This is a genomic window from Paeniroseomonas aquatica, assembly GCF_030409335.1.
Lineage (GTDB): Bacteria > Pseudomonadota > Alphaproteobacteria > Acetobacterales > Acetobacteraceae > Belnapia > Belnapia aquatica.
On sequence record NZ_JAUFPN010000052.1, the window covers coordinates 1 to 22741 of the forward strand.

22 protein-coding genes, 1 pseudogene and 1 other annotated feature are annotated in these 22741 nt (G+C 64.8%); of the genes and pseudogenes, 14 read left to right on the forward strand and 9 right to left on the reverse strand.

All coding sequences use genetic code 11. The annotated features are described in order from the left end of the window. The coding region (locus tag QWZ14_RS05920) for a transposase (protein WP_290315708.1) at window positions 1–286 on the reverse strand (286 nt) is incomplete at its 3' end. A 572-nt stretch (window positions 287–858) separates the two neighbouring features. On the opposite strand from QWZ14_RS05920, the gene QWZ14_RS05925 reads away from it, so the two are divergent. From QWZ14_RS05925 to QWZ14_RS05945, 5 genes are all read left to right on the forward strand, one after another. Then, complete coding sequence (locus tag QWZ14_RS05925) at window positions 859–993, forward strand: hypothetical protein (protein WP_290315709.1); 135 nt, start codon at window positions 859–861, stop codon at window positions 991–993. 33 nt (window positions 994–1026) lie between these two features. Further along, window positions 1027–1257: a hypothetical protein gene (locus QWZ14_RS05930; RefSeq protein ID WP_290315710.1), complete on the forward strand. Its 231-nt coding sequence runs from the start codon at window positions 1027–1029 to the stop codon at window positions 1255–1257. 377 nt (window positions 1258–1634) lie between these two features. After that, entirely contained in the window at window positions 1635–1832 is a 198-nt protein-coding gene (locus tag QWZ14_RS05935) for a hypothetical protein (RefSeq protein WP_290315711.1), read from the forward strand. Window positions 1833–2015: 183 nt separating this feature from the next. Then, window positions 2016–2366, forward strand: coding sequence for a methyltransferase domain-containing protein (locus QWZ14_RS05940; protein WP_290315712.1), 351 nt, complete (start codon window positions 2016–2018; stop codon window positions 2364–2366). Continuing rightward, a protein-coding gene (locus QWZ14_RS05945) for an IS3 family transposase (RefSeq protein ID WP_290315713.1) occupies window positions 2332–3560 on the forward strand; the annotation gives its coding sequence in 2 pieces (ribosomal slippage) (window positions 2332–2623 and window positions 2623–3560; 1230 coding nt in all). Before QWZ14_RS05940 ends, QWZ14_RS05945 begins: the two co-directional genes overlap by 35 nt. Continuing rightward, window positions 2616–2732 (forward strand) — a sequence feature (AL1L pseudoknot). Its footprint overlaps the gene before it by 117 nt. A gap of 7 nt (window positions 3561–3567) precedes the next feature. On the opposite strand, the gene QWZ14_RS05950 is transcribed toward QWZ14_RS05945, so the two are convergent. Next, a complete protein-coding gene (locus QWZ14_RS05950) occupies window positions 3568–4083 on the reverse strand; it encodes a PAS domain-containing protein (protein ID WP_290315729.1) in 516 nt (171 codons plus the stop codon). On the opposite strand from QWZ14_RS05950, the gene QWZ14_RS05955 reads away from it, so the two are divergent. The 4 genes from QWZ14_RS05955 to QWZ14_RS05970 all read left to right on the forward strand — a co-directional run bounded on the left by QWZ14_RS05955 (window position 4020) and on the right by QWZ14_RS05970 (window position 8582). Further along, window positions 4020–5294, forward strand: coding sequence for a hypothetical protein (locus tag QWZ14_RS05955; RefSeq protein ID WP_290315730.1), 1275 nt, complete (start codon window positions 4020–4022; stop codon window positions 5292–5294). The two genes, QWZ14_RS05950 and QWZ14_RS05955, sit on opposite strands and share 64 nt — an antisense overlap. Before the next feature lie 122 nt (window positions 5295–5416). Continuing rightward, entirely contained in the window at window positions 5417–6355 is a 939-nt protein-coding gene (locus QWZ14_RS05960; RefSeq protein ID WP_290315714.1) for a 2-hydroxyacid dehydrogenase, read from the forward strand. A 131-nt stretch (window positions 6356–6486) separates the two neighbouring features. Next, complete coding sequence (locus tag QWZ14_RS05965) at window positions 6487–7482, forward strand: catalase family peroxidase (protein WP_290315715.1); 996 nt, start codon at window positions 6487–6489, stop codon at window positions 7480–7482. Window positions 7483–7763: 281 nt separating this feature from the next. Beyond that, the gene (locus QWZ14_RS05970; RefSeq protein WP_290315716.1) at window positions 7764–8582 is read left to right on the forward strand and encodes a TIGR03619 family F420-dependent LLM class oxidoreductase; all 819 of its coding nucleotides are present in this window, start codon (window positions 7764–7766) and stop codon (window positions 8580–8582) included. 215 nt (window positions 8583–8797) lie between these two features. Here QWZ14_RS05970 and QWZ14_RS05975 read toward each other — a convergent pair whose 3' ends face one another. Then, window positions 8798–10006, reverse strand: a complete 1209-nt coding sequence (locus QWZ14_RS05975; protein WP_290315717.1) for an MFS transporter — start codon at window positions 10004–10006, stop codon at window positions 8798–8800. Window positions 10007–10120: 114 nt separating this feature from the next. Here QWZ14_RS05975 and QWZ14_RS05980 point away from each other — a divergent pair, with 114 nt between their 5' ends. Beyond that, window positions 10121–10354, forward strand: a complete 234-nt coding sequence (locus QWZ14_RS05980) for a hypothetical protein (RefSeq protein WP_290315718.1) — start codon at window positions 10121–10123, stop codon at window positions 10352–10354. 5 nt (window positions 10355–10359) lie between these two features. Here QWZ14_RS05980 and QWZ14_RS05985 read toward each other — a convergent pair whose 3' ends face one another. From QWZ14_RS05985 to QWZ14_RS05995, 3 genes are read right to left on the reverse strand one after another with little or no spacing between them, the layout of a single operon-like run. Beyond that, window positions 10360–10755 (reverse strand): hypothetical protein, encoded by a 396-nt coding sequence (locus QWZ14_RS05985; protein ID WP_290315720.1) that lies wholly within the window; start codon window positions 10753–10755, stop codon window positions 10360–10362. A 17-nt stretch (window positions 10756–10772) separates the two neighbouring features. Further along, on the reverse strand, window positions 10773–13040 hold the full coding sequence (locus QWZ14_RS05990; RefSeq protein WP_290315721.1) for a xanthine dehydrogenase family protein molybdopterin-binding subunit: 2268 nt from the start codon (window positions 13038–13040) through the stop codon (window positions 10773–10775). Continuing rightward, a complete protein-coding gene (locus QWZ14_RS05995) occupies window positions 13037–13495 on the reverse strand; it encodes a (2Fe-2S)-binding protein (protein WP_290315722.1) in 459 nt (152 codons plus the stop codon). Before QWZ14_RS05995 ends, QWZ14_RS05990 begins: the two co-directional genes overlap by 4 nt. Window positions 13496–13872: 377 nt before the next feature. On the opposite strand from QWZ14_RS05995, the pseudogene QWZ14_RS06000 reads away from it, so the two are divergent. After that, window positions 13873–14381, forward strand: a pseudogene (locus QWZ14_RS06000) (transposase); the annotation flags it as partial. 66 nt (window positions 14382–14447) lie between these two features. On the opposite strand, the gene QWZ14_RS06005 reads toward QWZ14_RS06000, so the two are convergent. After that, on the reverse strand, window positions 14448–15359 hold the full coding sequence (locus QWZ14_RS06005) for an AraC family transcriptional regulator (protein WP_290315723.1): 912 nt from the start codon (window positions 15357–15359) through the stop codon (window positions 14448–14450). A 167-nt stretch (window positions 15360–15526) separates the two neighbouring features. Between QWZ14_RS06005 and QWZ14_RS06010 the strand changes: the two genes are divergently transcribed. Further along, window positions 15527–16279, forward strand: coding sequence for an SDR family NAD(P)-dependent oxidoreductase (locus tag QWZ14_RS06010; RefSeq protein ID WP_290315724.1), 753 nt, complete (start codon window positions 15527–15529; stop codon window positions 16277–16279). A gap of 460 nt (window positions 16280–16739) precedes the next feature. Further along, window positions 16740–17900, forward strand: coding sequence for a hypothetical protein (locus tag QWZ14_RS06015; protein WP_290315725.1), 1161 nt, complete (start codon window positions 16740–16742; stop codon window positions 17898–17900). Window positions 17901–18841: 941 nt separating this feature from the next. Here the strand turns inward: QWZ14_RS06015 and QWZ14_RS06020 are convergent. Together QWZ14_RS06020 and QWZ14_RS06025 are read right to left on the reverse strand one after the other, a co-directional pair. Then, window positions 18842–19882, reverse strand: a complete 1041-nt coding sequence (locus QWZ14_RS06020; protein ID WP_290315726.1) for an acyltransferase — start codon at window positions 19880–19882, stop codon at window positions 18842–18844. 34 nt (window positions 19883–19916) lie between these two features. Then, window positions 19917–20891: a glycosyltransferase family 2 protein gene (locus QWZ14_RS06025; RefSeq protein WP_290315727.1), complete on the reverse strand. Its 975-nt coding sequence runs from the start codon at window positions 20889–20891 to the stop codon at window positions 19917–19919. A 198-nt stretch (window positions 20892–21089) separates the two neighbouring features. Here QWZ14_RS06025 and QWZ14_RS06030 point away from each other — a divergent pair, with 198 nt between their 5' ends. Beyond that, window positions 21090–22628 carry a hypothetical protein gene (locus QWZ14_RS06030; protein ID WP_290315728.1) on the forward strand — a complete coding sequence of 513 codons (1539 nt, stop codon included), beginning with the start codon at window positions 21090–21092 and terminating at the stop codon, window positions 22626–22628. The last annotated feature ends 113 nt before the right edge of the window (window positions 22629–22741 follow it).

Genomic DNA, 22741 nt, shown 5'->3' on the forward strand with positions numbered 1-22741 from the left:
GACCGGACGCTTTCGCCAAAAAATCCCGTTCCACCAGCAACTGTCCGATCTTGGCGTGCAGCTTCTCGACATCCGCTTCGGTGGCCTTCGCGCTCTCCTGCGCCGCCGACTTGCCGGAGAATACCGCCGTCAGCCCCTCCATCGCCTGCCGCTTCCACTCGCCCACCATCGTCTGGTGGATGCCGTGCTTGGCCGCCAACTGCGCCGCCGTCAGTTCACCCCGCAGCGCTTCCAAAGCCACCTTCGCCTTGAAATCCGCCGAATACCGCGTCCGCTTGCCCGCCATCCGGGTCCGTCCTTCTCACAGGCGAACCGAGCTTACCCATCTGTCCGATTTCCGGGGACCACCTCACCGCCTCCCCAGAGGACGTATTCTAAAGCTGCGCTGTGAGGTTGGCGAAAATCAAGCGCGGCAAAGCGCCAGCATTAGCTCATCGCTTAACGCCGCTGACCGCCGCTACCACCCCACTCTGCAACAGAGGTCAGTCAAACCAATAACTAAGGCGCGGTAGCCACGCGCGATCATGGCGTTTGCCTGCTCGCGACGGGGGCCACGCCACCGAGTACGACTGGGCTGCGTCGGATCGCCTCCTCTATCTACATGGTTAGGGTCTGCACCTACGGATGATCTGCCCGACCGTGGTACCCATGCTCGTCGCCAAGTCGCCGGGAGCGATGAAAGCGAGGTCGAGCCCCAGCGTCGCAACAACCTCGCCGATGGTCTTCAGCGCGACAGCGTGCTCGATGGTCGCTATGGAGGGGACCTTTGGGACTGCCTCATCCAGAAGCAGCAAAACCACTTTGAAATTCACCGATAGGTTGTGTCATAAGGCAAGCATCTAACTGTAGGATGCAGCCATGTCCAATATGATCGAAGCCGCTTCGCCGATCCGTCTCATGCATGGAGAGGAGACGGTCAGCTGGGCCCGTTATATTATCAACTCCGCCGTGGGGATCGCCATGTTCGGCGCCATGCTTTGGCTAGCTAGCTAGGGACCATTCGCCAGCGCTCTGGCTGAACCGCCGGTGACTGAAGCCGAAGCCCGCAGCGTGCTTGAGGAAAATGTGGGAGTAGCCGTCTTCGAGCGTTGGATGGCAGACCGGCCCTGGCGGAAAGTAGCAGGCGGCTGGCTTGTGGTCGGCGCGCTCGGAGAATGGAGTTTTCGCCTCAACCTTGTGCCTGGCGGCATCCAGGTCAGTGCATTTTCTCAAAGCTCTAAGGCGCCGGCAGTGTGGACGGTGCTGGACCGTTCATGACTGAAGCCGAGGCCCGCGCCCATCAGGGCGTTAGCGGCTTGGAAGTTTGGCTTTCCTTGCAGCCTTGGCAGCCGGCGCTGGACGGTTGGACCATAGCGGGATCTGGAAGGCTGGAGCTTCCGGCTCATGCAGGCCTCTGGCGGGCTTCGGGTCAACGTCATTACCCCTCGTGGCGGAACGCCGTCGGTGTGGCTGGTGAAGGCGTGATCCTCCTCCAGGTCCGCCGGGATGGCGCCACCGGCTGCCGCACCTAATTGGCAGGCATGAGCTTGCCCCTTGACCCGCCCGCACCACCGTCGCCACCACCGAAACCCAAACTGACCGCCGCGGAGCGTCGGGCCCGACAGGCTGACCAGCTGATGAGGATCCGGTACCGCGTGATGATCGCGCGTGAGCTGGAGGATCGGGGCATCGCAACACCGGCCGGGATCGGCGAGGCCCTTGGGATGCCCGTGGCTGAAGCGAGCAGCCTGATCAACCGGCACCATTGGCGCGAGGGCGATCTTCTACTCCTCGAGGCCGCGGCGGCTCGGCTGGGCCTGGAGGTGCCGGAGTTAGGTTCGTGGCGTCCCTGAGCATGTTTCTGACCCGCCGTCGCCGGGGTGACAAGCTGCACCACTGGGCGGACGAGACCGCAGGCCGGTGTGGATAACCAAACGCTTGGACGGCATCGGCGAAACCAAGCCAACAACAAGAAGCCGCTGCAACACGCCGAGCCTCCAGGGTCTTATAAGAGTCGAGCCGTTTGGAGGACGTAGATGACACTCGACGCAAAGGCCTTTACCGCGTTCGAGCAAGCGGCACACGACCGCATCGCCCGCCCTTACGCTAAGCACTTTGCCCCGCTTACCAGTCTCGCGCTGGAGCTGCTGCTCGACGCCGCACGGGTCGGGGCGGGTCAGCGCGTACTCGACGTTGCTACGGGGCCCGGCGTGGCCGCTGGAGCCGCGTATGGGCGCGGAGCAGACGTCGTCGGCGTGGATGTCTCGCCGGGAATGCTGGCACTGGCGCGCGAAGCCCACTCTGAACCGCCCCGGGTTTGCTGGAGGCCCTACCTGTTGAGAGGATGGGGCTATGACAAAGAAGACGTCGAACCGGTTTTCGCCTGAGGTCCGGCAGCGGGCGGTACGAATGGTGCTGGAGCATGGGGGCGACCATGCCTCGCAGTGGGCTGCGATCGGCTCGATCGCGGCCAAGATCGGCTGCACGGCCGAGACGCTCCGAAAGTGGGTGCGGCAGGGCGAGCGCGACGCGGGCCAGCGGCCTGGTTCGTCGACGGAGGAGCAGGGGCGCATCAAGTTGCTCGAGCGCGAGGTCCGCGAGCTGCGGCAGGCCAATGAGATCCTGCGGAAGGCGTCGGCGTATTTTGCGATGGCGGAGCTCGACCGCCGCTCGAAGCCATGATCGCCTTCATTGACGATCAGCGCGAGGTCTACGGTGTCGAGCCGATCTGCAGGATGCTGCCGATTGCTCCGTCGACCTACCATGCCCGTGTCGCCCGCCGTGCCGATCCGGCACGGGCCTCGCCTCGAGCCCGGCAGGACCTGGTGCTCATGGAGCAGATCCGGCAGGTACATGCGGCCAACTTCGGGGTCTACGGTGCCCGCAAGGTCTGGCGGCAGCTTGCCCGGGAAGGCACCATGGTTGCCCGTTGCACGGTGGAACGCCTGATGCGTCGGGTGGGCCTGCGTGGCGCCGTCCGCGGCAAGGAAACCAGGACCACCATCGCCGACAAGGCCGCGCCTTGCCCGGCGGACAAGGTGAACCGGCAGTTCCGGGCGCCGCAGCCGAACGTCCTGTGGGTGTCGGATTTTACCTATGTCGCGACTTGGCAGGGCTTTGTGTACGTGGCCTTCATTATCGATGTCTTCGCCCGCCGCATCGTCGGCTGGCGGGTGTCGAGGACTGCGCATGCGGATTTCGTTCTCGATGCCCTGGAGCAGGCACTGCATGACCGACGTCCCGTGAAGGGCGGCCTCATCCATCATAGCGACCGGGGAGGGCAATATCTTGCCATTCGGTACACGGAACGTCTTCTTGGGGCCGGTATCGAGCCCTCCGTCGGCAGCGTCGGTGATTCCTACGACAATGCGCTGGCCGAGACGATCAATGGCCTGTTCAAGACCGAGGTGATCCGTCGACGCGGCCCCTGGCGCAGCCTGGAAGCCGTCGAGTTCGCCACCTTGGAGTGGGTGGACTGGTTCAACAACCGCCGTCTCCTCGAGCCGATCGGCAATATCCCGCCGGCCGAGGCGGAAGCGCGCTACTATGCCGCCCAGCAAGAGATTGCGCTGGCGGGCTGACTCAAGCTCACCAGCCTCCGGCGAACCTGGAGCGGTTCAGCTGGCCTACCGCATCCATCTTCTGCGCCTGCCGTAGGGCCGCCTCGGCCTGCTCGCGCTGCGTCATCTCCGTCCGTAGGCGGACCAGGGCGTCCTGCAACTCGGCGGTACGCTCAGTGACCTGCGCTTCCAACTCTTCCTGGCCACGGGCCAGCACCTCGCGGGCTCGCACCTGATCGTCGATGTCGGTCGAGGTGCCAAACCATTCGAGAATGCGGCCTCCAGCGTCTCGCACCGGCGTGGCGCGGCTCTGGAACCAGCGCCAAGTGCGGTCCGCGGCATGAAAGGTGCGGTGCTCGATGGAGAACAGGCCACGGGCCTCCGCCTCGGCCCAGGCTGCCGTTGTGGCGGCACGGTCATCGGGGTGGATGGCGTTGAGCGTAAGCGCAGCTTCGGGACCCTTGGTACCGGCGCTTGNACGTGCCCGTCCTCGACCCGGTGAACCATCGTGCCTGGACGATCCGGCATCCCTTCGCCCATCCAGAGACGCCGAGCATGCTGGACGAACCGCGCGGACCTTCGCCCTTCTGGGGTGAGACACCGATTTGGGACGGCCACACAAGCAACCACAACCTGATCATGGACCAGCACGGCCTGGTCTGGTTCGCCGCCCGCATCCGCCCGGCCGGAGCTCAGCCCGCCTGGTGCCAGACCGGCGGCGACCATCCCTCGGCGCGGGTTGCACCGATCGCGGCTGCCGGACGGCACCTCTCGGTCTATGACCCGAAGACGCAGCAATTCGACCTCATCGATACCTGCTTCGGCACCCACCATCTCTATTTCGGCTATGATCCCGACAACACGCTCTGGACCAGCTGGGGCGGCGCTTCCGGCGCGGCAGTGGGCTGGCTGAACACGCGCCGTTACCTCGAGACACGCGATGCCAAGGCCTCCCAAGGCTGGGCGCCGATGGTTGTCGATGTGCCGGGATGGGGCCGGCGCGGCGACTATGTCGAGGCGGACCAGCCGCTCGACCTTGCCAAGCAGAAGCGCATCATCGCTGGCTTCTACGGCGTGCAACCGAGCCCCACTGATGGATCGATCTGGGGCCAATCGATGGATATCGGTTTCTCCCGCAACGACCAGCCGGGCTACCTGATCCGCTTCATCCCCGGTCCGGATCCAACGAATACCGGGCTGACCGAAGTCTTTCAGCCGCCGGCAGGCAGCTTCTCCCCGCGAGGCATCGACGTCGACAGCAAGGGCGTGGTCTGGACCACGCTTGGCAGCGGTCATCTGGCGAGCTTCGACCGCAGCAAGTGCCGGGCCCCGCTGACCGGACCGGCTGCGGCGACCGGAAGGCAGTGCGAGGAAGGCTGGACGCTCCATCGCTTCCCAGGGCCGCAATTCGCCGGCGTCGACCCGGGCGGCAGCGCCGACCACGCCTATTACGTCTGGGTCGACCGCTTCAACACGCTTGGCCTCGGCGCCGACGTACCCATCGCCTCCACGAATGGCAGCGAGTCGCTGACCGTTCTGGTGGATGGCACATTGCACCAACTGCGGGTGCCCTATCCGGCAGGCTTCTTCACCAAGAATGTCGATGGCCGGATCGACGATCCCAATGCCGGCTGGCGTGGGCGTGGCGTCTGGACCACCACGGGCACGCGGACGCCGTTCCATAGCGAGACTGGCAGGGGCGAGCATCCCCGGGTCTTCCGCGTGCAGATGCGGCCGGATCCGCTTGCGCGCTGAGCGCCAGGCGGATCGCACACGCCGGCCGCCCGACTTATTCCTGGCAGCGCACGGGGTGTGAGATCTTGCACCGTGACCGGCGACACGCCCTGCGACCTAAGTCATCGGTAAGGAGAGCTGCCATGGCGCTGCTGATCTACGGGCTGGATAACGACGAGATCGGTACCACCCAGAGCTGGCGCGATATCCTCGCCGAGTTGCTTCCCGACTTGGAGATCCGCATCTTCCCGGAGGTCGGAGATACGTCTGAGATCACCTATCTCGCCTTCATGCCTCCGGACTTCGAAGCGCTTCCGCCGTTGCCGAACCTCAAGGCCATGTTCAGCCGTTCGGCCGGTGTTGAGTCATTCATCCATCATCCGAAAATGCCAAAGGCACCGCTTGGCAAGATCGAACCGGCGGGCGGGGATCCGATGATGACGGAGTACGTCCTCATGCATGTCTTGCGCCTTCACCGCGAGATGCCGCTGTATCAGCAGGCGCAGGCCAGGGGCGAATGGTTACGCCGGCCGATTGTGCGCCCGGATGAGCGGCGTATCGGCTTCCTCGGCTTCGGCCTCATGGCGAAGGCGCCGGCTCTGGTCCTGAAGTCGCTCGGCTTCCCGGTATCGGCCTGGGTGCGCAACCCGAAGCCGGATGCCGGGATTCCGGTTTTTCATGGTTCAGACCAGTTCGAACGCTTCATGCGGCGGACCGATATCGTGGTCTGCCTTCTGCCGCTGACCCGTGAGACGGAGGGTATCCTCTGCGCCCGCACCTTTGCCATGATGCCCAAGGGAGCGATGGTCATCAATATCGGCCGCGGCCGGCATGTCGTGAATGCCGACCTCATCGCGGCGCTTGATTCGGGCCAGCTTTCACACGCCGCACTCGACGCGCTGCATCCCGAGCCCTTGCCACCCGACAACCCACTGTGGCTGCATCCGAAGGTGACCGTGATGCCGCATGTGGCGCGGCGCCCGACGGTGCGGCAGCTCGGGACAGAGATCGCCGCGAATATCAGAAGCATCGAGTCCGGCAGCGGCCTCCTGCAGAAGGTCGACAAGACCTTGGGGTATTGAGCCGTGCGATGCGCCAGCCAGCCGCCCGCGCCATCGCCCTGGCTGCAGGCGGCAATGCTCCCTGCCCTACGTTGCGGGAGCGGTTGTGATCCCCACATCGTACCGTGACGAACCGCAAAGGAAGAGCGCCCATGCCAGCATCCCTTCGTGCCGTGCCGGTCACTGCCCTCTTGCTCGGCCTCGGAGCCGCCGCGCCCGCTGTCGCCCAGGCACCCACCCCGACACAGGTGATCGAGGCCTTCGAAGGTGTTCAGGGCCCGATCCGGACCCATCGTCCCAGCCATCCCAAGGGGACCTGCGCCGCTGGCTTCTTCGAGGGCACGGCCGAGGGGGCACGGCTGTCGGTCTCGCCGACCTTCGGCGGTCAGCGCATCCCGACGGTCATCCGCTTCGGGGTCGGCGGAGGTCCTACCGCCGCCGATACCAGCCGCAGCACGCGCAGCCTCTCGATCCGTTTCCAGGTGCCCGATGGCACACCCTGGGACATGGCCAACATCTCCGTTCCCATCTTCGGCGCTCCGACGCCCGAGGCCCTGGTCGAGGGTCTCCGCGTCCGCCGGCCGGACCCCGCAACCGGGCGGCCGAACCAGGAGGCCATCAACGCCTTCGTCGCCGCCAATCCGAAGACCACGCTGCAGGGACGGTTGCTCGCCGCCAATGCCCCGCCGGCGAGCTGGGCCACGACGCCCTACTGGGGCGTCAGTACCTTCCGCTTCCGCGGCGCCGATGGCGAGGTCCGCCCGGCACGCTGGGTGTTCGAGCCCGTGGCCGGAACGCAACGCCTGAGCGAGGAGCAGACGCGCAGCCTGCCTTCCGATTTCCTGGCGGAGGAACTGCGGGGCCGGGTCGCCCAAGGGCCTGCGGCATTCGACATGATGCTGATCTTCCCGCAGGCCGGCGACGACCTGAACGACCCGACCGCCGCCTGGCCCGACGACCGGCAGCGCGTGAGCGTGGGCCGGCTCACGGTCACCGAGGTGGCGCCCGGGCCGGGCGGCGCCTGCGACCGGATCAGCTTCCTGGCCCTGGCCAATGCGCCCGGGGTCGAGTTCAGCGACGATCCGACGCTCCGCGCCCGGCCGGCGCCTTATGCGCTGTCGCAGGTGAAGCGAACCCGGCCTCAGTAGCGACAAGCTGAGGCCGAGCATTCCGCCACGCGCGGGCGTACGGAGCGGTATTGGGCCGCCTGCGCCCGCGTGTCGGCCTGGACCGGAGCCGGGAGAAGCAGGAACGGGGCACTCGCGGCGACAGCCCCATTCAGGCGAGGGTGCGTCACCGGCTTCGAGGCAACTGGTTTGCGCTGGGCCTCGCCGCGGGTTTCGGGACGAAACGGGACACGCCTCGCTACCGGCCCCCCCCAGGAGATGGCCGAGCATTCGGCTGCGGCCAGGAAGAAGGTGGAACAGACATGAAGTACGGGATTCATCTGCCCCACGCTGGCGAGCAAGCGACACCGGCGCTGATACGGCGTCATGCCGAGCGCGCGGAGGATCTGGGTATCGAGGACGTGTGGGTCAGCGAGCACATCATCGTCCCGCGCGACAAATTCCCACGCTCGCCATTGTTCTTCGACCCTGTCCTGTCCCTCACCTGGGCTGCCGCGGCAACCAAGCGGATCAAGCTGGGAACCTCGGTGCTGGTGCTGCCGATGCGCCACCCCCTGCCGTTGGCAAAGGAGCTTGCAACGCTGCACAATTTTTCCGACGGACGGCTGATTCTGGGCGCCGGCTCTGGCTGGTTGAAGGAGGAATTCTCGGCGCTCGGCGTGCCCTTCGAGGAGCGAGGCCGCCGGCTCGACGAGGGGGTCGCCATGATGCGGGCCGTCTGGTCAGAGGATCCGGTGACCTTCGAGAGCCGCTACATCACGGCTGAGATCAAAGAGATGACCATGACCCCGATGCCGATCAGTCGGATTCCCCTTTGGTTCGGCGGTAGTTCAGAACCAGCCCTGCGGCGGACGATCAGGATCGGGGACGGCTGGCATGGCAGCGAGCTGCCGCCGGATAAGGCAGCCCCTATCGTGCAGCGATTGCGGGCGGCGCGTCCCGAGGCCGATTTCACGGTCTCCATGCGGGTGCAATGGGATGGCCAGGATCGTGGCCTGCTGCACGCGCTGGTGGATGACTATGCAGCGATCGGGGTCGAGCACCTTCTGGTGGCACCCAAAGATCGAAATCTCGACGACTGGGAGAAGGTGACGGATGGGGTCGGCTCTTTCGTTGCGTAGCTGCCCCCCCCGCCGGACCCTGATTGATCCTTCGATGTCGTCTGCCCGAGCGGTCAAGCAGCCCCTCTCGCGAGCAGAGCGCGCTCTTGCCCCGCGGCCCATCAGCACCTTCGCCACTGTTGCCTGAAGCCCCCGGCGCCTGCGCCACGCGGCGGCGTCGGCAAATCATGGGGTGGGTGGAGGATGTCGTGGAACCACCGGCCGCTGCCGACATGCTACGCCGGCCTGAGGCGCTCGGGCCGCATCCGGGGCAGCGGCGGGAAGCTAAGGGCGATCGCCACGGCCCCTAGCCCTATCGCCAGGGAGCTGAGATGCATCCCCGCATAGCTGCCGAAGCGGTCGAAGATCCAGCCGCCGACCGCCGGCCCCGCCGCCATGCCAAGGCAGGAGACCATGGTCGCGGCGCCGAATACCGTGCCCATGATGCGGGGGCCGAAATAGTCGCGCGCCAGCACCGCATAGAGCGGCATCACCCCGCCATAGGCGAGGCCAAAGGTCGTGGCGACTGCGTAGAACTCGCCGAGACTGCTGGTGGGGAGGAAGGCGCCGATCGCCAGCGCCTGCAGCAGCAGACCTCCGATCAGCACCGGCTTGGCGCCATGGCGGTCGGCCAGCACGCCCAGCAGCAGGCGGCCACCAAGCCCTGCCAGCCCCTGCAGGCTGTAGACGCTGACGGCGGCCACGGCGGACAGGCCGCAGACCATGGCGTAGCTCACCACATGGAAGATCGGCCCGGCATGCGCGAGACAGCAGGCGAAGAAGGTCGCCGCGAGCACCACGAATTGCCGGGAGCCAAGGGCCTCGCGGGCGGTGAAATCCTTGCCCGCCGCCGAGGCCGGCGTGCTGGCGCCCGGGGTCGTGGCCGGCGGGCGTCGCAGCAGCAGCGCGGCCGGCAGCAGCACCGCCCAGGCGACGCAGCCGATCACGAGTTGCGAGGTGCGCCAGTCGTGGCCGGAGAGCAGCCATTGCGCGAAGGGCGCGACGGTCACCGGCGCCATGCCGAGCCCGGCGGAAACGAGGGAGACAGCGATCGCCCGCTGGCGGTCGAACCAGGCGCTGGCTGTCGCCATCATGGGCGCGAAGAAGGCGCCGACCGCCGTCCCCAGGAACAAGCCGTAGGCGAGCTGGAAGACCAGCAGGCTCGTCGCCCGGCTTGCCAGCACCAGCCCGGTGCCCAGCAGCAACCCGCCGGCGATGCCGACGACCCGCGGCCCATGGCGGTCGCTGACCCAGCCCCAGCCGAAGCCGCCGACCCCCATGGCAAGGAAGGCGATCGTCATCGTTGCGGAAATGCCGGCGCGCGACCAGCCCGTGTCGGCGGCGATAGGATCGAGGAGGACGGCAAGGGAGAACAACGACCCCATGCCGATGCAGCCCATCAGCGCCCCGACGGCAACGATGACCCAACCATAATGTCGCTTCATTGGCGTTTCCCCTGAGCGGGGCCCATGCCGACCGGCCCGGGCCCTGCTGCGGTCCGCATCGTTCCAGATCGCGGCCACGGCGCAAACTGCTGTATTGCAGGTGGGTCATGCGCCATGCCGCTCGCAGCCCTGCAGGTGGCGATCACCGATCGCCAACGGGGTCCGGGATTGCTGCAGCAATCGGGTCGTGGGAGCCAGCATGCCGCGCATGACGACCGCCGCCTGCTGGCCGGACACGGCATGCCCTGCTCGATGAGCCGGAAGGAAACGGCCGGACAACGTCCGATGGAAGGCGTCTTCGGCAGTTCTCGAGAGGCCCGCTGCGATGGCACCCAGCAAACCCCGTAGGCGGCCTATCGCGCAGCCTGACGCCTTGCTTGCCCCAGGCTATCGAGGCAGCCCGCCTCGTTGCCCTGCACCGCCAAGGCTCGACCCTTCTCGAGAATTGCCTTGGCTTGCATCACTTGGTCTCCGCCGTCACCGGCATCGGCCGTTCTCTGGGTCGCCTGCGCCTCGCGTGACGGGCTTTGGAAAGGTGGCGTAGGAGCATTGCCGCTTGGCTGCATCGCCTGCCCCTCCCGCGCTGCCGCCACAGCCTGGCCGCCGGAGGAGGCAGCGCCCGCGGTACGCCCCGTATCCTCCAGCTGCTTCTGGAAGGCATCGATCTGATCGGTGCATGGCGAGGCCAGAACCGGGCCGGCCAGGGCCAGCCCGATCATCGTCGCCAGATGGAACTGGAGGGAACCCATGCGCATCGCCTTTTCCCTCACGTCGTCAGCTGGTCACGGATCGGCAACTGCCGGATCCGCTTGCCCGAGGCGGCAAAGACCGCGTTGGCGATCGCCGGCGCCACCGGCGGCAACCCGGGCTCGCCGACGCCGCCCAAGGGCCCGTCGTAGCGGCCCGAGGGCACGAGATGCACGCGGATGTCCCGCGGCGTGCTCTCCATCCGGGTCAGTTCGTAGCCGTCGAAGTTGTTCTGCTCGACCCGGCCATCCCTGAAGGTGATCTCGGCCGAGGTGGCGAGGCCGACCCCCATGACGACGGCACCTTCCATCTGCGAGCGGATGCGTTCCGGGTTCACCTGCGGCCCGCAGTCGATGGCGATGTCGACACGCGGGATGGTCAGCGCGCCGCGGGCGCCGACCTCGACCTCGACCGCCACCGCGACATGCGAGACGAAGCTGTAGTGCCCGGCGATGCCGAGCCCGCGCCCCGCCGGCATGGCCCGGCCCCAGCCGATGCCGGCGGCCGCCGCTTCGACCACCCGCCGCAGCCGGCCGGTGTCGATCGGGTAGCGCTGCGGGTCCTCGCCATGGTTCCAGACGTCGCCGATGCTGGTCGGGTCCACCACCCGCGCCGGGCCGATCAGCTCCAGCAGGTAGTCCTTCGGGTCGCGTCCGGCGGCATGCGCCAGCTCGGCGACGAAGGACTGGATGGCGAAGGCATGCGGGATGTTGGAGACCGATCGGAACCAGCCGATCCGGGCATGCGCCTGCGCCTCCGGATTCTCGATCCGGATGTTGGGGATGGCGAAGGGCGTGTTGACCAGCCCCATGCCCAGCTCGAAGGGCAGCTCATGCTTCGGGTCGGGCGCGAAGATGGAGCCGATGGTCGGCGCCGCGCTGCGATGCAGCCAGGCGACCGGCTTGCCGCCGGCATCCAGCCCCGCCTCGATCCGCTCGACCGAGACGGTGTGGTAGAAGCCGTGGTGGATGTCGTCCTCCCGGGTCCAGGTGACCTTCACCGGGGCGCCATCCATCGCCTGGCTGCACAGCCCGGCCTCGAGCACGAAGTCCGGCTTCGACTTGCGGCCGAAGCCGCCGCCGAGCAGCGTCACGTTCACCCGGACCTTGTCCTCGGGCAGCTTCAGCCGCTCGGCCAGCCGGGTGCGGGTGGCCTGCGGCGCCTGGGTGCAGGCCCATGCCTCGCAGACCCCGTTGCTGATCCGCACCAGCGCCGCCGGCGGCTCCAGCGGGGTCTGGGCGAGATGCGGGATGTAGTATTCCGCCTCGACCTTCTTCGCCGCGCCGGCCATGGCCTTGTCCACGTCGCCGCCGTTGCGCACCACCTTGGCCGGCTGCCGCGCCGCGGCCTCCAGCGCCGCCCGATAGGGCACCGAGGAATAGCTGGCGTGCGGCCCGTCCTCCCAGCTGATCTTGAGCCTGTCGCGGCCCTGCATCGCCGACCAGGTATTCCGCGCGATGACGGCGATGCCGCCGAGCGGCTGGAATTCGGACGGGATCGCCGGCGGGTCGATGGCGATCACCTTGACCACGCCCGGCACCTTCAAGGCCTCGGCGGCATCGAAGCTGGTGACCTTGCCGCCGAAGACCGGCGGGCGCGCGACCACGGCGTGGTACATGCCCTCGGCCCGCGCATCGATGCCGTAGATGGCGCGGCCGGTGGTGATGTCGCGGTTGTCGAGCAGGCCGATGGTGTCCTTGCCGATCAGCCGGAAGCTGGCCGGGTCCTTCAGCCGCAGCCCGGAACGCTCGGGCGCCGGCAGGTCGGCCGCGGCCTTGGCCAGGGCGCCGTAGCCCAGCGAACGCTGGGTCGCCTGGTGCGACACCACATGATTCGCCGCCTTCACCTCGGCGACCGGCACGCCCCACTGGGCCGCCGCCGCCTGCTCCAGCATCATTCGCGCGGCAGCGCCGGCATGGCGCATGGGCATGAAGAAATGCCGCAGGCTGCGCGATCCGTCGGTATCCTGGTTGCCGAAATGGCCTTCGTCGGCCCAGGCCTGGGCGACGCGGATCTTGGCCCAATCGGCTTCCATCTCCTCGGCGACCACCATCGGGATCGAGGTGCGCACGCCCTGCCCCATCTCGGAGCGGTGGCAGGTGACGGTGACGGTGCCGTCCTCGTCGAGCGCGATGAAAAGCTTCGGGTCGTCGCGCCAGCCATTCGGCATGCCGTCCGCGCCGAAGCCCTTCGCCTGCGCCTGTGCCGACGGGATGCCGATGGCGAGCACCAGGCCGCCGGCGCCGAAGCCGGCCAGCAGCCCGCGCCGGCTGATGTTCTCGATCATGTCCGGCCTCCCTTGGCCGCCTGCTTGATGGCCGCGCGGATGCGCGGATAGGTGCCGCAGCGGCAGAGGTTGCCACTCATGGCCGTGTCGATGTCGTCGTCGCCGGGATTGGGGATGTCCTTCAGCAACGACGCCGCCTGCATGATCTGCCCCGCCTGGCAGTAGCCGCATTGCGAGACGTTGAGCTCTCGCCAGGCGACCTGAACGGGATGCTCGCCCGTTCCCGAAAGCCCTTCGATGGTGGTGACCTTGGCACCTTCGATCGAAGAGATCGGCGTCTGGCATGCCCGAACCGCGCTGCCGTCGACATGGACGGTGCAGGCGCCGCACAGCGCCTGGCCGCAGCCGAATTTCGTGCCGGTCAATCCCAGCTCATCCCGGAGGAACCACAGCAACGGCATGTCGCCATCGCCATCGTAACGGCGTTCCGTACCATTCACGGTGAGCGTCGCCATGTCGCCGATCCTTGCCAGGGGTTGCCACCAGCCTAGACCAGTTGCGCCTTGCGGCGGCAGGGCAAGCTGCCTGCATCGCGAAACTGCGAAGGCTGTTGGGCGCGGCGAGATCAACTCCGCCCGGCCTGCCCAGGGCATCACGCGCGCAACGGTCCTATAGGTCCATGGTGCTCCACCCCGCGGCGTCGGGATGCCCCGTTCCGTTGGCGCCCTTGCCACGGCTGCCTGGCTGACGATGCCCTCGCAAGGCCGATCGACCTCCGGCATCAAATGGCGCGCTGCCTGCTCCGCCTCCTCCCGGCGGTTCTGGGCCGTCGCGGCAGAGGTGCTCGGGCCGGCCTTCGGCCGGCAGCCCCAGTCGCCCCCCCGGCACCGCCCCAGGCGCCTTGGTGGCTGATAGCGCCTGGATCAGCCGCACGCTGCGGTCCTCGCCGGAGAGACGCCAGGGCGGGCCATGACGGCGTCAGGCGCAAGAAGGGGCCCAAGGTGCACCTGGCGGTCGACATCGTGAACCATCTGCTGGCACTGCAGGTCACGCCGACCAGAACGGACGATCGGGTCGAAGTGGTCGGCCGGGCCGGGCCGTGCAGATCTCTACCGGTCAGAGCGTTGGCCTGGCCCATATCGACCAGGGCTATACCGGCCCGAAGGCCGCTGACGCTGCAAAAGCGCATCGCATCGAGTTGGAGGTGATTAAGCTGTCGGACGCCAAGCGTGGCTTCGTGCTGTTGCGGCGACGCCGGGTGATCGAGCGGTCCTTTGCCTGGGCACCCCGCTTTCGCCGCTTGGTGAAGGACTACGAGGGATATGCCAGCACCCTCGCGGCCTTGACCTCGTCGCCATCGTCGACCTCCTGCTCAAGCAGGCCGCGCATCTGAACGGAGGTCCGCGGACAGCCTCTAGCCCGACGCGACCGCCCGCTTCGGCGGCATTTCGGCTTGACCTGCTTTGATCACGGGTGCGGCGGGGGGGCGCCGAACGCAATCTTGGGGCTGGAGGGGGCCGGCGTCCTGAAGCGGGCGGCATCGCGGACCGGGGGCATACCGAACAAGCGCGAATACTCCCTGCTGAACTGCGAGGCGCTTTCGTAACCGACAGAAAAGGCGATAGCGGCGGCATCGCGAGGCTCGAACAGCAGCATCCTACGGGCCTGCAGCAGGCGGAGCCTCTTTTGATACTGGATCGGCGTCATCGCGGTCATCGCCGTGAAGTGGCGATAGAAGGTAGCCACGCTCATCCCCGTCATGGCCGCGAGAGGTTCGACGCGGAAAGGCTCGGTATAATGCGAGCGGATCCAGTCGACAGAGCGGCGCATCTGGGACAATCGGCTGTCGGCCCGCGCGATCTGCCGTAGCAGACGGCCCTGCGGGCCCTGCAGGACACGGAACAGGATCTCCCGTTCGATCATCGGCGCCAGCATCGCCACGTCATTCGGGCGGTCGACCAGGCGCATCATGCGAAGCCAGGCGTCCATGAGGTCCGGCGTGACGGCGGAGACCCAGAAAGCCGGCTCATGCTTTCCCGGCTGGGCATCATCGAGCTCGGCAAGCATGGCCGCGATGACGGCTGGGTCCAAGGTCAAGCTGAGTGCGAGATAGGGGCTGCCGGGCTTCTCGGCGCTGACCTGACCGATCGCCGGGACATCGACCGGCACCAGGAAATACGTGCCGGCTTCGAACCGCAGGATCTGATTGCCGATGGAGAGGCTTTTGGATCCCTGCAGAACCAGATGCAGCATCGGCTCGTAGACCTGGTCAGAACAGGCTTCGGCCCTGACCATGGCAACGCGAGGCAACCCGGTGGCTGTCCATTTGTCGCTTGCCCGCATCACGAAGGCACGCAGTTCGTCCATCACCTCGGTCATGTCTCGAACCCTAGTCTCAGGTTGCTCCTGCGGCAACATGTCGAGAAGATTAGGCAAGGATAGGCGAAGAATCGGCACGCGGGTGGCCGCAGGGGCACCCATCTGATCGCTATCGGCGAGGTCAGGTGGCTTCGAGCCCGTGGACAGACAGACCAATAGGACAACAGATGAAACTCCGTGGCAAAACCGCCATCGTCACCGGCGCCTCAAGCGGGATCGGTGCCGGCATCGCCAAGGCACTGGGCGCTGAAGGTGCTGTCGTCATCGTCAATTACGCCGGCAGTAAGAAGGGAGCTGACGCCGTCGTCGCCACGATCCAGGCGTCCGGTGGAACGGCATTTGCCGTACAGGCGGATATGAGCAAATCGGCCGATGTCGCCCGTCTGTTCGACGTCGCCAAATCCGACCATGGCACGGTGGACGTGCTGGTGAACAATGCTGGGGTCGCGGTCTTCGAGATGGTCGCGGATCTGACCGAGGAGGCTTTCCACAAGCAATTCGATGTCAACGTGCTGGGCTACTTCCTGGCGATCCGGGAGGCGGTGAAGCATTTCGGCGAAGCCGGCGGCAGCATCATCAACATCAGCTCGATCCTCAGCACCGATCCTTACCTGGCCTCCAGCGTTTATGCCGCGACGAAGGGCGCTGTGGATACAATGACCTTCGCGCTCGCCCGCGAACTCGGACCACGTGGCATACGGGTGAATTCGATCTTGCCGGGCCATACGAACACGCCTGCCACGGATGGCAACTTCGCGGGCGATTTCGGCCAGAAGCTGATCGCCGGCACGCCGCTCGGCCGTTTTGGCGAGCCTGAGGATATTGCACCGGTCGCGGTGTTCCTGGCGTCGGACGATTCCCACTGGATCACCGGCGAATCCATCCGGGCCGCGGGCGGCGTGCGCGGCGTCGGATACTGAGCAACGTCTTCAAACCCGCTCACCCGTGTCATGCGGCGTTCGGACATCTGACCGGACGCCGTCGGTCGAGTTCAACATAGCAAGGTCCGCGTCGCCGCCCTCACCATTTGCTTGTTTAGTTCCCCCCTGGTCCGGCCCGGGGGATCACTGCAGCAATGCCCGATGTGTGAGGCTCGGCCGGCGCACTGCCCTGCGTGTCGGCACCGACCTGGACGATCAGGTTTATTTCGCGTTCAGACACTTATGCTTGAACATGCCAAAAGACTGACCGAAGGTTCACAACAGCCTCTAATTCCCCTCGATCCAAAGCATTTTCGATCATCCCCATGCCTGCCAAAGTGAGGCCTTCATGCCATCGAGCGCGAGTATCAGCCGGCGCACCGGCCTCCGGGCTTCCGCCGGTGTCGTGGGATCATTGGTGCTGCCCAAGGAGGGAGGTGCCGATTCCAGGGGACGGCCCTTGTCTCGGGTCAAAGCCGGTCTGCTGATTACAGGACAAAGCAACGCCGGCTTTTTCCTCGCGGATGGCGGAACCTGGATCCTGAACAAGGGCCTCTCGTCCCTGCTCGGGATTGCCGAGGCCGATTTTGACCCACGCCTCAATGGTTTTCGGACGATTGGAGGCTATGCCTTGGGCGAGGGCGCCCACAACAACCCGAGCATGGCCACGACCTTCGGTGGCACCCCGCTCTGGGCACCGGGTGACGAAGGTGCCTTCCTCACTCATCGATCCGGGACGGATCCGTCCCGTTGGCAACCGGGCTCCACCGGACGATCCCTCGACCGCTTCGTGCGGGATCTGCTCACCGCGCGTGACCGCGCCGAGTGCTTGGGCATCCTTTGGATCCATACCGAGAACGACAGCCAGACCAAACGCACGGGCGACACCGCGACGCATGCCGCGGCCATCAGGCGCCATCTGGCCTTGATCCGTGCCGCCTTCGGCCGCCCCGCCAGTGGTCCCGACGAGCTGCCTGCCTATGGATGGGCACCCATCCCCTATGGCAACAGCGCGGAAGGACACCGGACGGTGCGTGCCGCCCTTGCTGCGGTGATCGCCGACCCCGCCCAGAACTTCCGGCTCGCCCTGCCGCAGACCGGCGACAGCGAAGCCCGTGACGGGAAAGACTGGTCTCACCGCGACGCGGCCGATCTGCGGATATTCGCACGACGTGCAGCCTATGCCGTCGCCCGTCACCATCGGGAGCGGCACGGTCTCGGGACGGCCGCTCTGCCGGGTCCTGGGCCAAGGATCAGTCTGATTCGGGCCGAGAGCCCGACCTCGACGCTGGTCACCGTCCAGCACGACCGGGGTCGGCGCCTCAAGGCAAGCGCTGCCGCGCATGATGGCCGGGGATGGTCGATCTTCGATCGGGGTGAGCAGCGCGCAGTGACGGCGATGGAGCTGAAGACGGCGGATCAGATCCTGATCCGGCACGAGGCCTGCACCGGCGACCTGCAACGGCGTTCACTCGGCTATTGCCTCAACGGCGAGCAGGTCGGACGCGGCAACGCCGTCACAGACGATTGGTCCAGGCACGCTTCGTCGATCCCCGGGCTCGATCAGGAGTGGCAGATTGATTTTCCGCTGCAGGCGAGCTTGCTGCCGGTCGGGACTTGAGAATCGTCAGCCCGGAAGGATCGGCAAGAGATTGATCCCGAGCCGCGAACAGCGTGATCCGGCGGACCTTATGCCGCGTGGCTGAAGGCCCGACGCTCGGGGCTGGAGCTGACGCGGTTCGGCATGATTCATCGGCGGGCGTAGCCGCTGACGACTCATGCCGACGCTGATGATCCGGGACGGCGTGCCGCTTGGCGCGCTATGGCATTGGGCGAAGGCAGAGCGCGATTTGGGCGTGGCGTGTGGCAACGTCCGGCCCTGACCAGCCGACGGAGGTTCAGCAGACGGTGCCGTCGGCGATCCTGCTGCCGCGGCCAGAGCCCGTGGTGGGCGGAGTCTCGGCCTGGCGGCAGATCGACCCTTGCCGGTCGTGCAGGAGCGCTTCGGCACGCCCTGCGGCGAGCGGCGGGATGGGCAGGCTGGTGCGCCACCTCGGCCTGTCGCGAGAGACACCGCGGCCCCCCATGCCGTGAGCGATCATGCCGTCCAGGAGCGGTTGAAAAGGGAGTTCCGCGGGGGCCTGCCGCAGGCTGCGGCCGACCATCCGGACGCTGAGCAGGACAAGGCCCGGGCAGGCAGGATGGGGCTGTTGGTTCGCCGCAGGCTCGAGCGTGGCATGCGGCCGCGGATGGTGAGGGGCGATTGCTACCGCCCGGCCTGCAGCCTCGGTCCGCTCTGTCCGGCGCGCGCCCGGCGTGGCGATCGTGCTGACCCTTGTCGCGGTCGTGGCCAGGACCCTCCTGCGCAAGGAAATCGCCGAGCAGCTCCAAGCTGGCGCCTTGCCAGCAGATTGCGTGCGCCGCCGAACATCGGACCGAGCAATCTGCCGGCCCATTCGCCCGAGCCGTTCGCCATCGAAAAGACCTGGCAATGTCTGCGAGACCGCGACCGATCCCAGAAGGGCTCGACAGATCAATGTTAGCGGGCTCAGTGATAGATTATCAGGTGGAGAAATATCGAAGGAAGGGAATGCGCACCAATAGGACGCTGAAAGCTGTCGACAGGCCAAATGTTACCGCTGCAATCAGAAGTGTCATCCACAGCTGGCTGACATCGTAGAACTTCAACAGGGGCCATAAAAACAGTATGTGCACCAGATAGATATTCAAACTGAGACCTCCCAAAAAAGCGAATTTTCGGATGGTCTCAGTTTCAGGCAGCGCCCGTGCGAGCATGAACACGGCGGCTCCGTACATCAGCGTCGAAAAAACGAAATCATGGGACCCGAGCACACCGCTGCCCGACAACCAAGTGATCAGCGCCTCCTCGCCCACCAGTACCGCGTAAGCAACGGCGACGAAGCCGACGCAAGACTGCCAGCCATGCCTTATGCTAAATTTGCTGATTAATGTCCCGGAATATACGAACATCGGGGCGACAAGCAGGCCACCTCGGCTCCCTTCGCCAGGCAAGCCCAGAACGTCATGGTAGGCGCCATTCGCTATCGAGACAATTCCAAGTGCAAAGCACGCCGCACCTGTCAATCGCGAGCCTACCCAGGCACGTCCCAATACGACGAAGGTGAGCGCCGCTCCGAGAGCCGGCAAGAACCAAAGATGGAAGGCAGCCCCACCAAAGAGCAAGCTCCGTATCTGAAACGACAAATCATATGGGAAAATAGTCTGGAAAAACAGGATATAAATGGCTGTCCAAGACAAATGGATCGTTATCAGCCTGGCTAGTTGCTTGGGCAGTTTAGAGAGGCCTTTGGCAGGGTCAGGCGGCAGGAAATAACCAGCCGCAATGAAAAAAAATGGCACTGCCGCGTGGCAAAGGTTGAGAATGAGCGCCGTTCCAACCGATGGTGGTCTTCCCATCGCGAGCGCATGCAGCAGGACGACCAGGAATGCCATTCCGTATCTGGCCGTATCGACGCCGGGTTGGCGGGGTGTTTTGTCAACCCGCTCCCCTATCCGTCCTGCTTCAGGCAAGGGCTTGCTGGAGGCCAGAATGGCATGAAGCGGGCTCATTCTGAGCGTCATGTCAGTAACGTCCGTCAGGGCCAGAAAACGGCGATCAGGTGGACTGGGATGACACGCCTGCAGCGTTTTCCGACAGGCTCAACTGGGACATCGCCGGCATATGCCGCTCGACAATATAGAGCGGACGCCCCTTGGTTTCATTAAACACGCGACCCAGATACTCGCCGATGATGCCAAGCGTCAGAAGCTGCACCCCGCCCAGAAACAAGACCACCGCCATCAGACTTGCATAGCCGGCAACGGGGTTAGAAAAAATCAGGGTCTTGATGATAATCGTGAATGCATACATCATTGCAACGGCAGACGTAGCCAGCCCCAGGTAGGTCGCAATTTTCAAGGGTACGACGGTAAAGCTGGTTATCCCCTCGATCGAGAGGTTCCATAGGCGGCGATAATTCCATTTCGTGGTCCCGGCAGCGCGTGGTGCGCGGTCGTACAGGACCGCTGTCGAGGGGAACCCGACCCAGGCGAACAAGCCCTTCATGAAACGATGCCGCTCGCGGAGCTGCAGAAGCGCATCCAGGGAACGTCGGCTCATGATCCGGAAATCGCCGGTATTTGCCGGCAGACGCACTGGACCACCGATTTTCTGCATCACACGGTAGAATGCAGCAGCCGTGAGGCATTTCAGCCTGGTTTCGCCTTCCCGCGTACGGCGTTGGGCGTAGACCACATCGAAGCCCGCCTGCCAGCCGGCCACTAGCTCCGGAATCACTTCAGGCGGATCCTGAAGGTCTATGTCGATGACGACCACGGCGTCGCCCCTCGCATGATCGAGACCTGCGGTCAGCGCAACTTCCTTACCGAAATTTCGGCTCAAGTTCACAATGGCGACCTCAGGCCACTTTGAACTCAGGTCAGAAAGGATCTGTAGGCTGCGATCCTTCGAACCATCGTTGACGTAGATCACCTCCCAGGGTTGGCCAAGGGACTGCATCACGGGGACCAGGCGGGCGTGGAACCGCTCGATCACAGCCTCCTCGTCAAAAAGCGGGACGACGACCGACATGGCACGAGAATTTGCTTTCGATGTGCGTGGATGACGAGGTTGTGTATCAATCGCCTTCAAGCGCTCCACAAACATTGGAATACTCACTTTTTTTACACGACAAGAATACATGCTCATATCGTCCTGGATACGGGTATACACAAAGGCATGATTAAGCCCTTTGAGATCAACCACAGATTCCTAAAGCGATCATGCGTCTTGACGCTGTTGCTGTGCGCTACCGTACTGATAGCGGCGGCAGTCTTGCGCAGTACCGAGTATGACGAGAACTACTCGGTCTTCGTCACCGGAGGTACCGCACGGCCTGAATGGCCAGAAGCGTCGTTTGTTCCAAATGATGTAAGAGATTACTTTCTTGTGCATGCAACATTCAATGAAATAATCGACAATCTGTTGAAAACGGACGTGCATCCTCCCCTGTATTTTTTAGCACTGGGTTCATGGCGTCATTTGGCGGGAAATGGCTTATTTTCACTGCGAATGCTTAGCGTTATTTTTGGAATTTCTGCCGTATTTGTCTGGATGCTGACGGCATGGCGCGTCGGACTATCGCCATTAATGGTAGGGCTGCTTATTTCCTTCTCCTACGGATTTGGTTACACCGGGCATATCGCGCGCGGCTTTGCATTGGCACATCTGTTGATTGCGGTGACTGTCTTCGCTGTCGTCGAAGTCGTACGCTCTGGAGTGACGGCGCCGCGATCTTCCCTTGCTTGGGCTGCCATTGCGGGTCTTGCCTCCGGGCTTGCCACCATGACCAATTACCTTGCAGTTTTTCCTGCTGCAGCCGTCTTGGCATGGGTCTTTTTCGCTGCAGTAAGCTGGAAGCGCCACCTTTGGATAGTATTCACAGCAGGCATTCCATTCTGTATGACGATGATTATTTCGTTGTACTTTTTCGTTGTTCAGAAAGATTCCCGTACAGGACAGTTCGAGCCGTTTTCGCCCTTCTCGATGCTGGCCCGTTTGGCACAGTTCAATATGGCCAATCTTTTTGGTGGGCTTCCACTATACGTCGAAGGAGCGGCCCGTACGGCAGTCGGGGGCTCGTTGGCCGTGTTGCTTCTGGTGGTCGTGGCCGCGGCAGCATATCGGTGGCGTCAGCTGGGGCAAACACGGTGGCTCTGGCTGTCCGGGGCATTGGCTCCTTCCGCCGGCTTGGTCGGGCTTGGGATCGCGTTCGGCAACTCGCCAGTCGAGCTGCGGTACGTAGCCTTCGCTGCGCCCTTCGCGGCCATGCTGATCGCTTCGGCGGCGACGGCCTGGGGAAGGCTGGCACCGGTGGCAACGGCCGCAGTCCTCGGCCTTGTATTGACGGTCCAATTCGCAGGGACGCTCGGGATGCAGTTGCATTCGGCGACGCAACAACCATTTCGGTTGGCTATAGCGGCTGCGTCGCCGTACCTGGGCGACAGCAGCGTACTGTTGGTGCCTTTCGGAAACGACGGTGTGGGCATCACTGGCAGCGTTCTACGCGAGATATCTCCAGCACAGAGCGTGTTAACGATGAGCAACACCAATGCTCAGTCTGTCCCGCTTCGCGCATCTGCTTACAAAATGGCAGTAATGTTCGGAGTTTCGGACCGGGATGGCAGGGAACAAATAAATGTCGCCTCCGCCGCGCTCCGCGGCCATCCCTCATGGTGTAGTTCCGGTATTGTTTGGCATGATTTTCGCGGTGGATACATTGAGGTATTCGATCATGTTTTGCCCCAGACCTCATGTCCAGTGAGATAAAGCCGAGCAGAGCTCCGGTCATCTTCAATAAAAACACCACCGATGGGCAGGTGGCAGCATGGTCGGCCTGCTGCGCTAGAGCATTTCAGGTTTAGTCGAACGCATATCCTGAG

Bases quoted from the DNA above. Each gene is read 5' to 3' on its own strand.
- QWZ14_RS05980 (WP_290315718.1), top strand. From the start codon at position 10,121: ATGCCGCTCGCAGCCCTGCAGGTGGCGATCACCGATCGCCAACGGGGT.
- QWZ14_RS05960 (WP_290315714.1), top strand. From the start codon at position 5,417: ATGGCGCTGCTGATCTACGGGCTGGATAACGACGAGATCGGTACCACC.
- QWZ14_RS05995 (WP_290315722.1), bottom strand. From the start codon at position 13,495: ATGGCGACGCTCACCGTGAATGGTACGGAACGCCGTTACGATGGCGAT.
- QWZ14_RS05940 (WP_290315712.1), top strand. From the start codon at position 2,016: ATGACACTCGACGCAAAGGCCTTTACCGCGTTCGAGCAAGCGGCACAC.
- QWZ14_RS06010 (WP_290315724.1), top strand. From the start codon at position 15,527: ATGAAACTCCGTGGCAAAACCGCCATCGTCACCGGCGCCTCAAGCGGG.
- QWZ14_RS05970 (WP_290315716.1), top strand. From the start codon at position 7,764: ATGAAGTACGGGATTCATCTGCCCCACGCTGGCGAGCAAGCGACACCG.
- QWZ14_RS06025 (WP_290315727.1), bottom strand. From the start codon at position 20,891: ATGTCGGTCGTCGTCCCGCTTTTTGACGAGGAGGCTGTGATCGAGCGG.
- QWZ14_RS06005 (WP_290315723.1), bottom strand. From the start codon at position 15,359: ATGACCGAGGTGATGGACGAACTGCGTGCCTTCGTGATGCGGGCAAGC.
- QWZ14_RS05985 (WP_290315720.1), bottom strand. From the start codon at position 10,755: ATGGGTTCCCTCCAGTTCCATCTGGCGACGATGATCGGGCTGGCCCTG.
- QWZ14_RS05975 (WP_290315717.1), bottom strand. From the start codon at position 10,006: ATGAAGCGACATTATGGTTGGGTCATCGTTGCCGTCGGGGCGCTGATG.
- QWZ14_RS06020 (WP_290315726.1), bottom strand. From the start codon at position 19,882: ATGACGCTCAGAATGAGCCCGCTTCATGCCATTCTGGCCTCCAGCAAG.
- QWZ14_RS05990 (WP_290315721.1), bottom strand. From the start codon at position 13,040: ATGATCGAGAACATCAGCCGGCGCGGGCTGCTGGCCGGCTTCGGCGCC.
- QWZ14_RS05965 (WP_290315715.1), top strand. From the start codon at position 6,487: ATGCCAGCATCCCTTCGTGCCGTGCCGGTCACTGCCCTCTTGCTCGGC.
- QWZ14_RS05925 (WP_290315709.1), top strand. From the start codon at position 859: ATGTCCAATATGATCGAAGCCGCTTCGCCGATCCGTCTCATGCATGGA.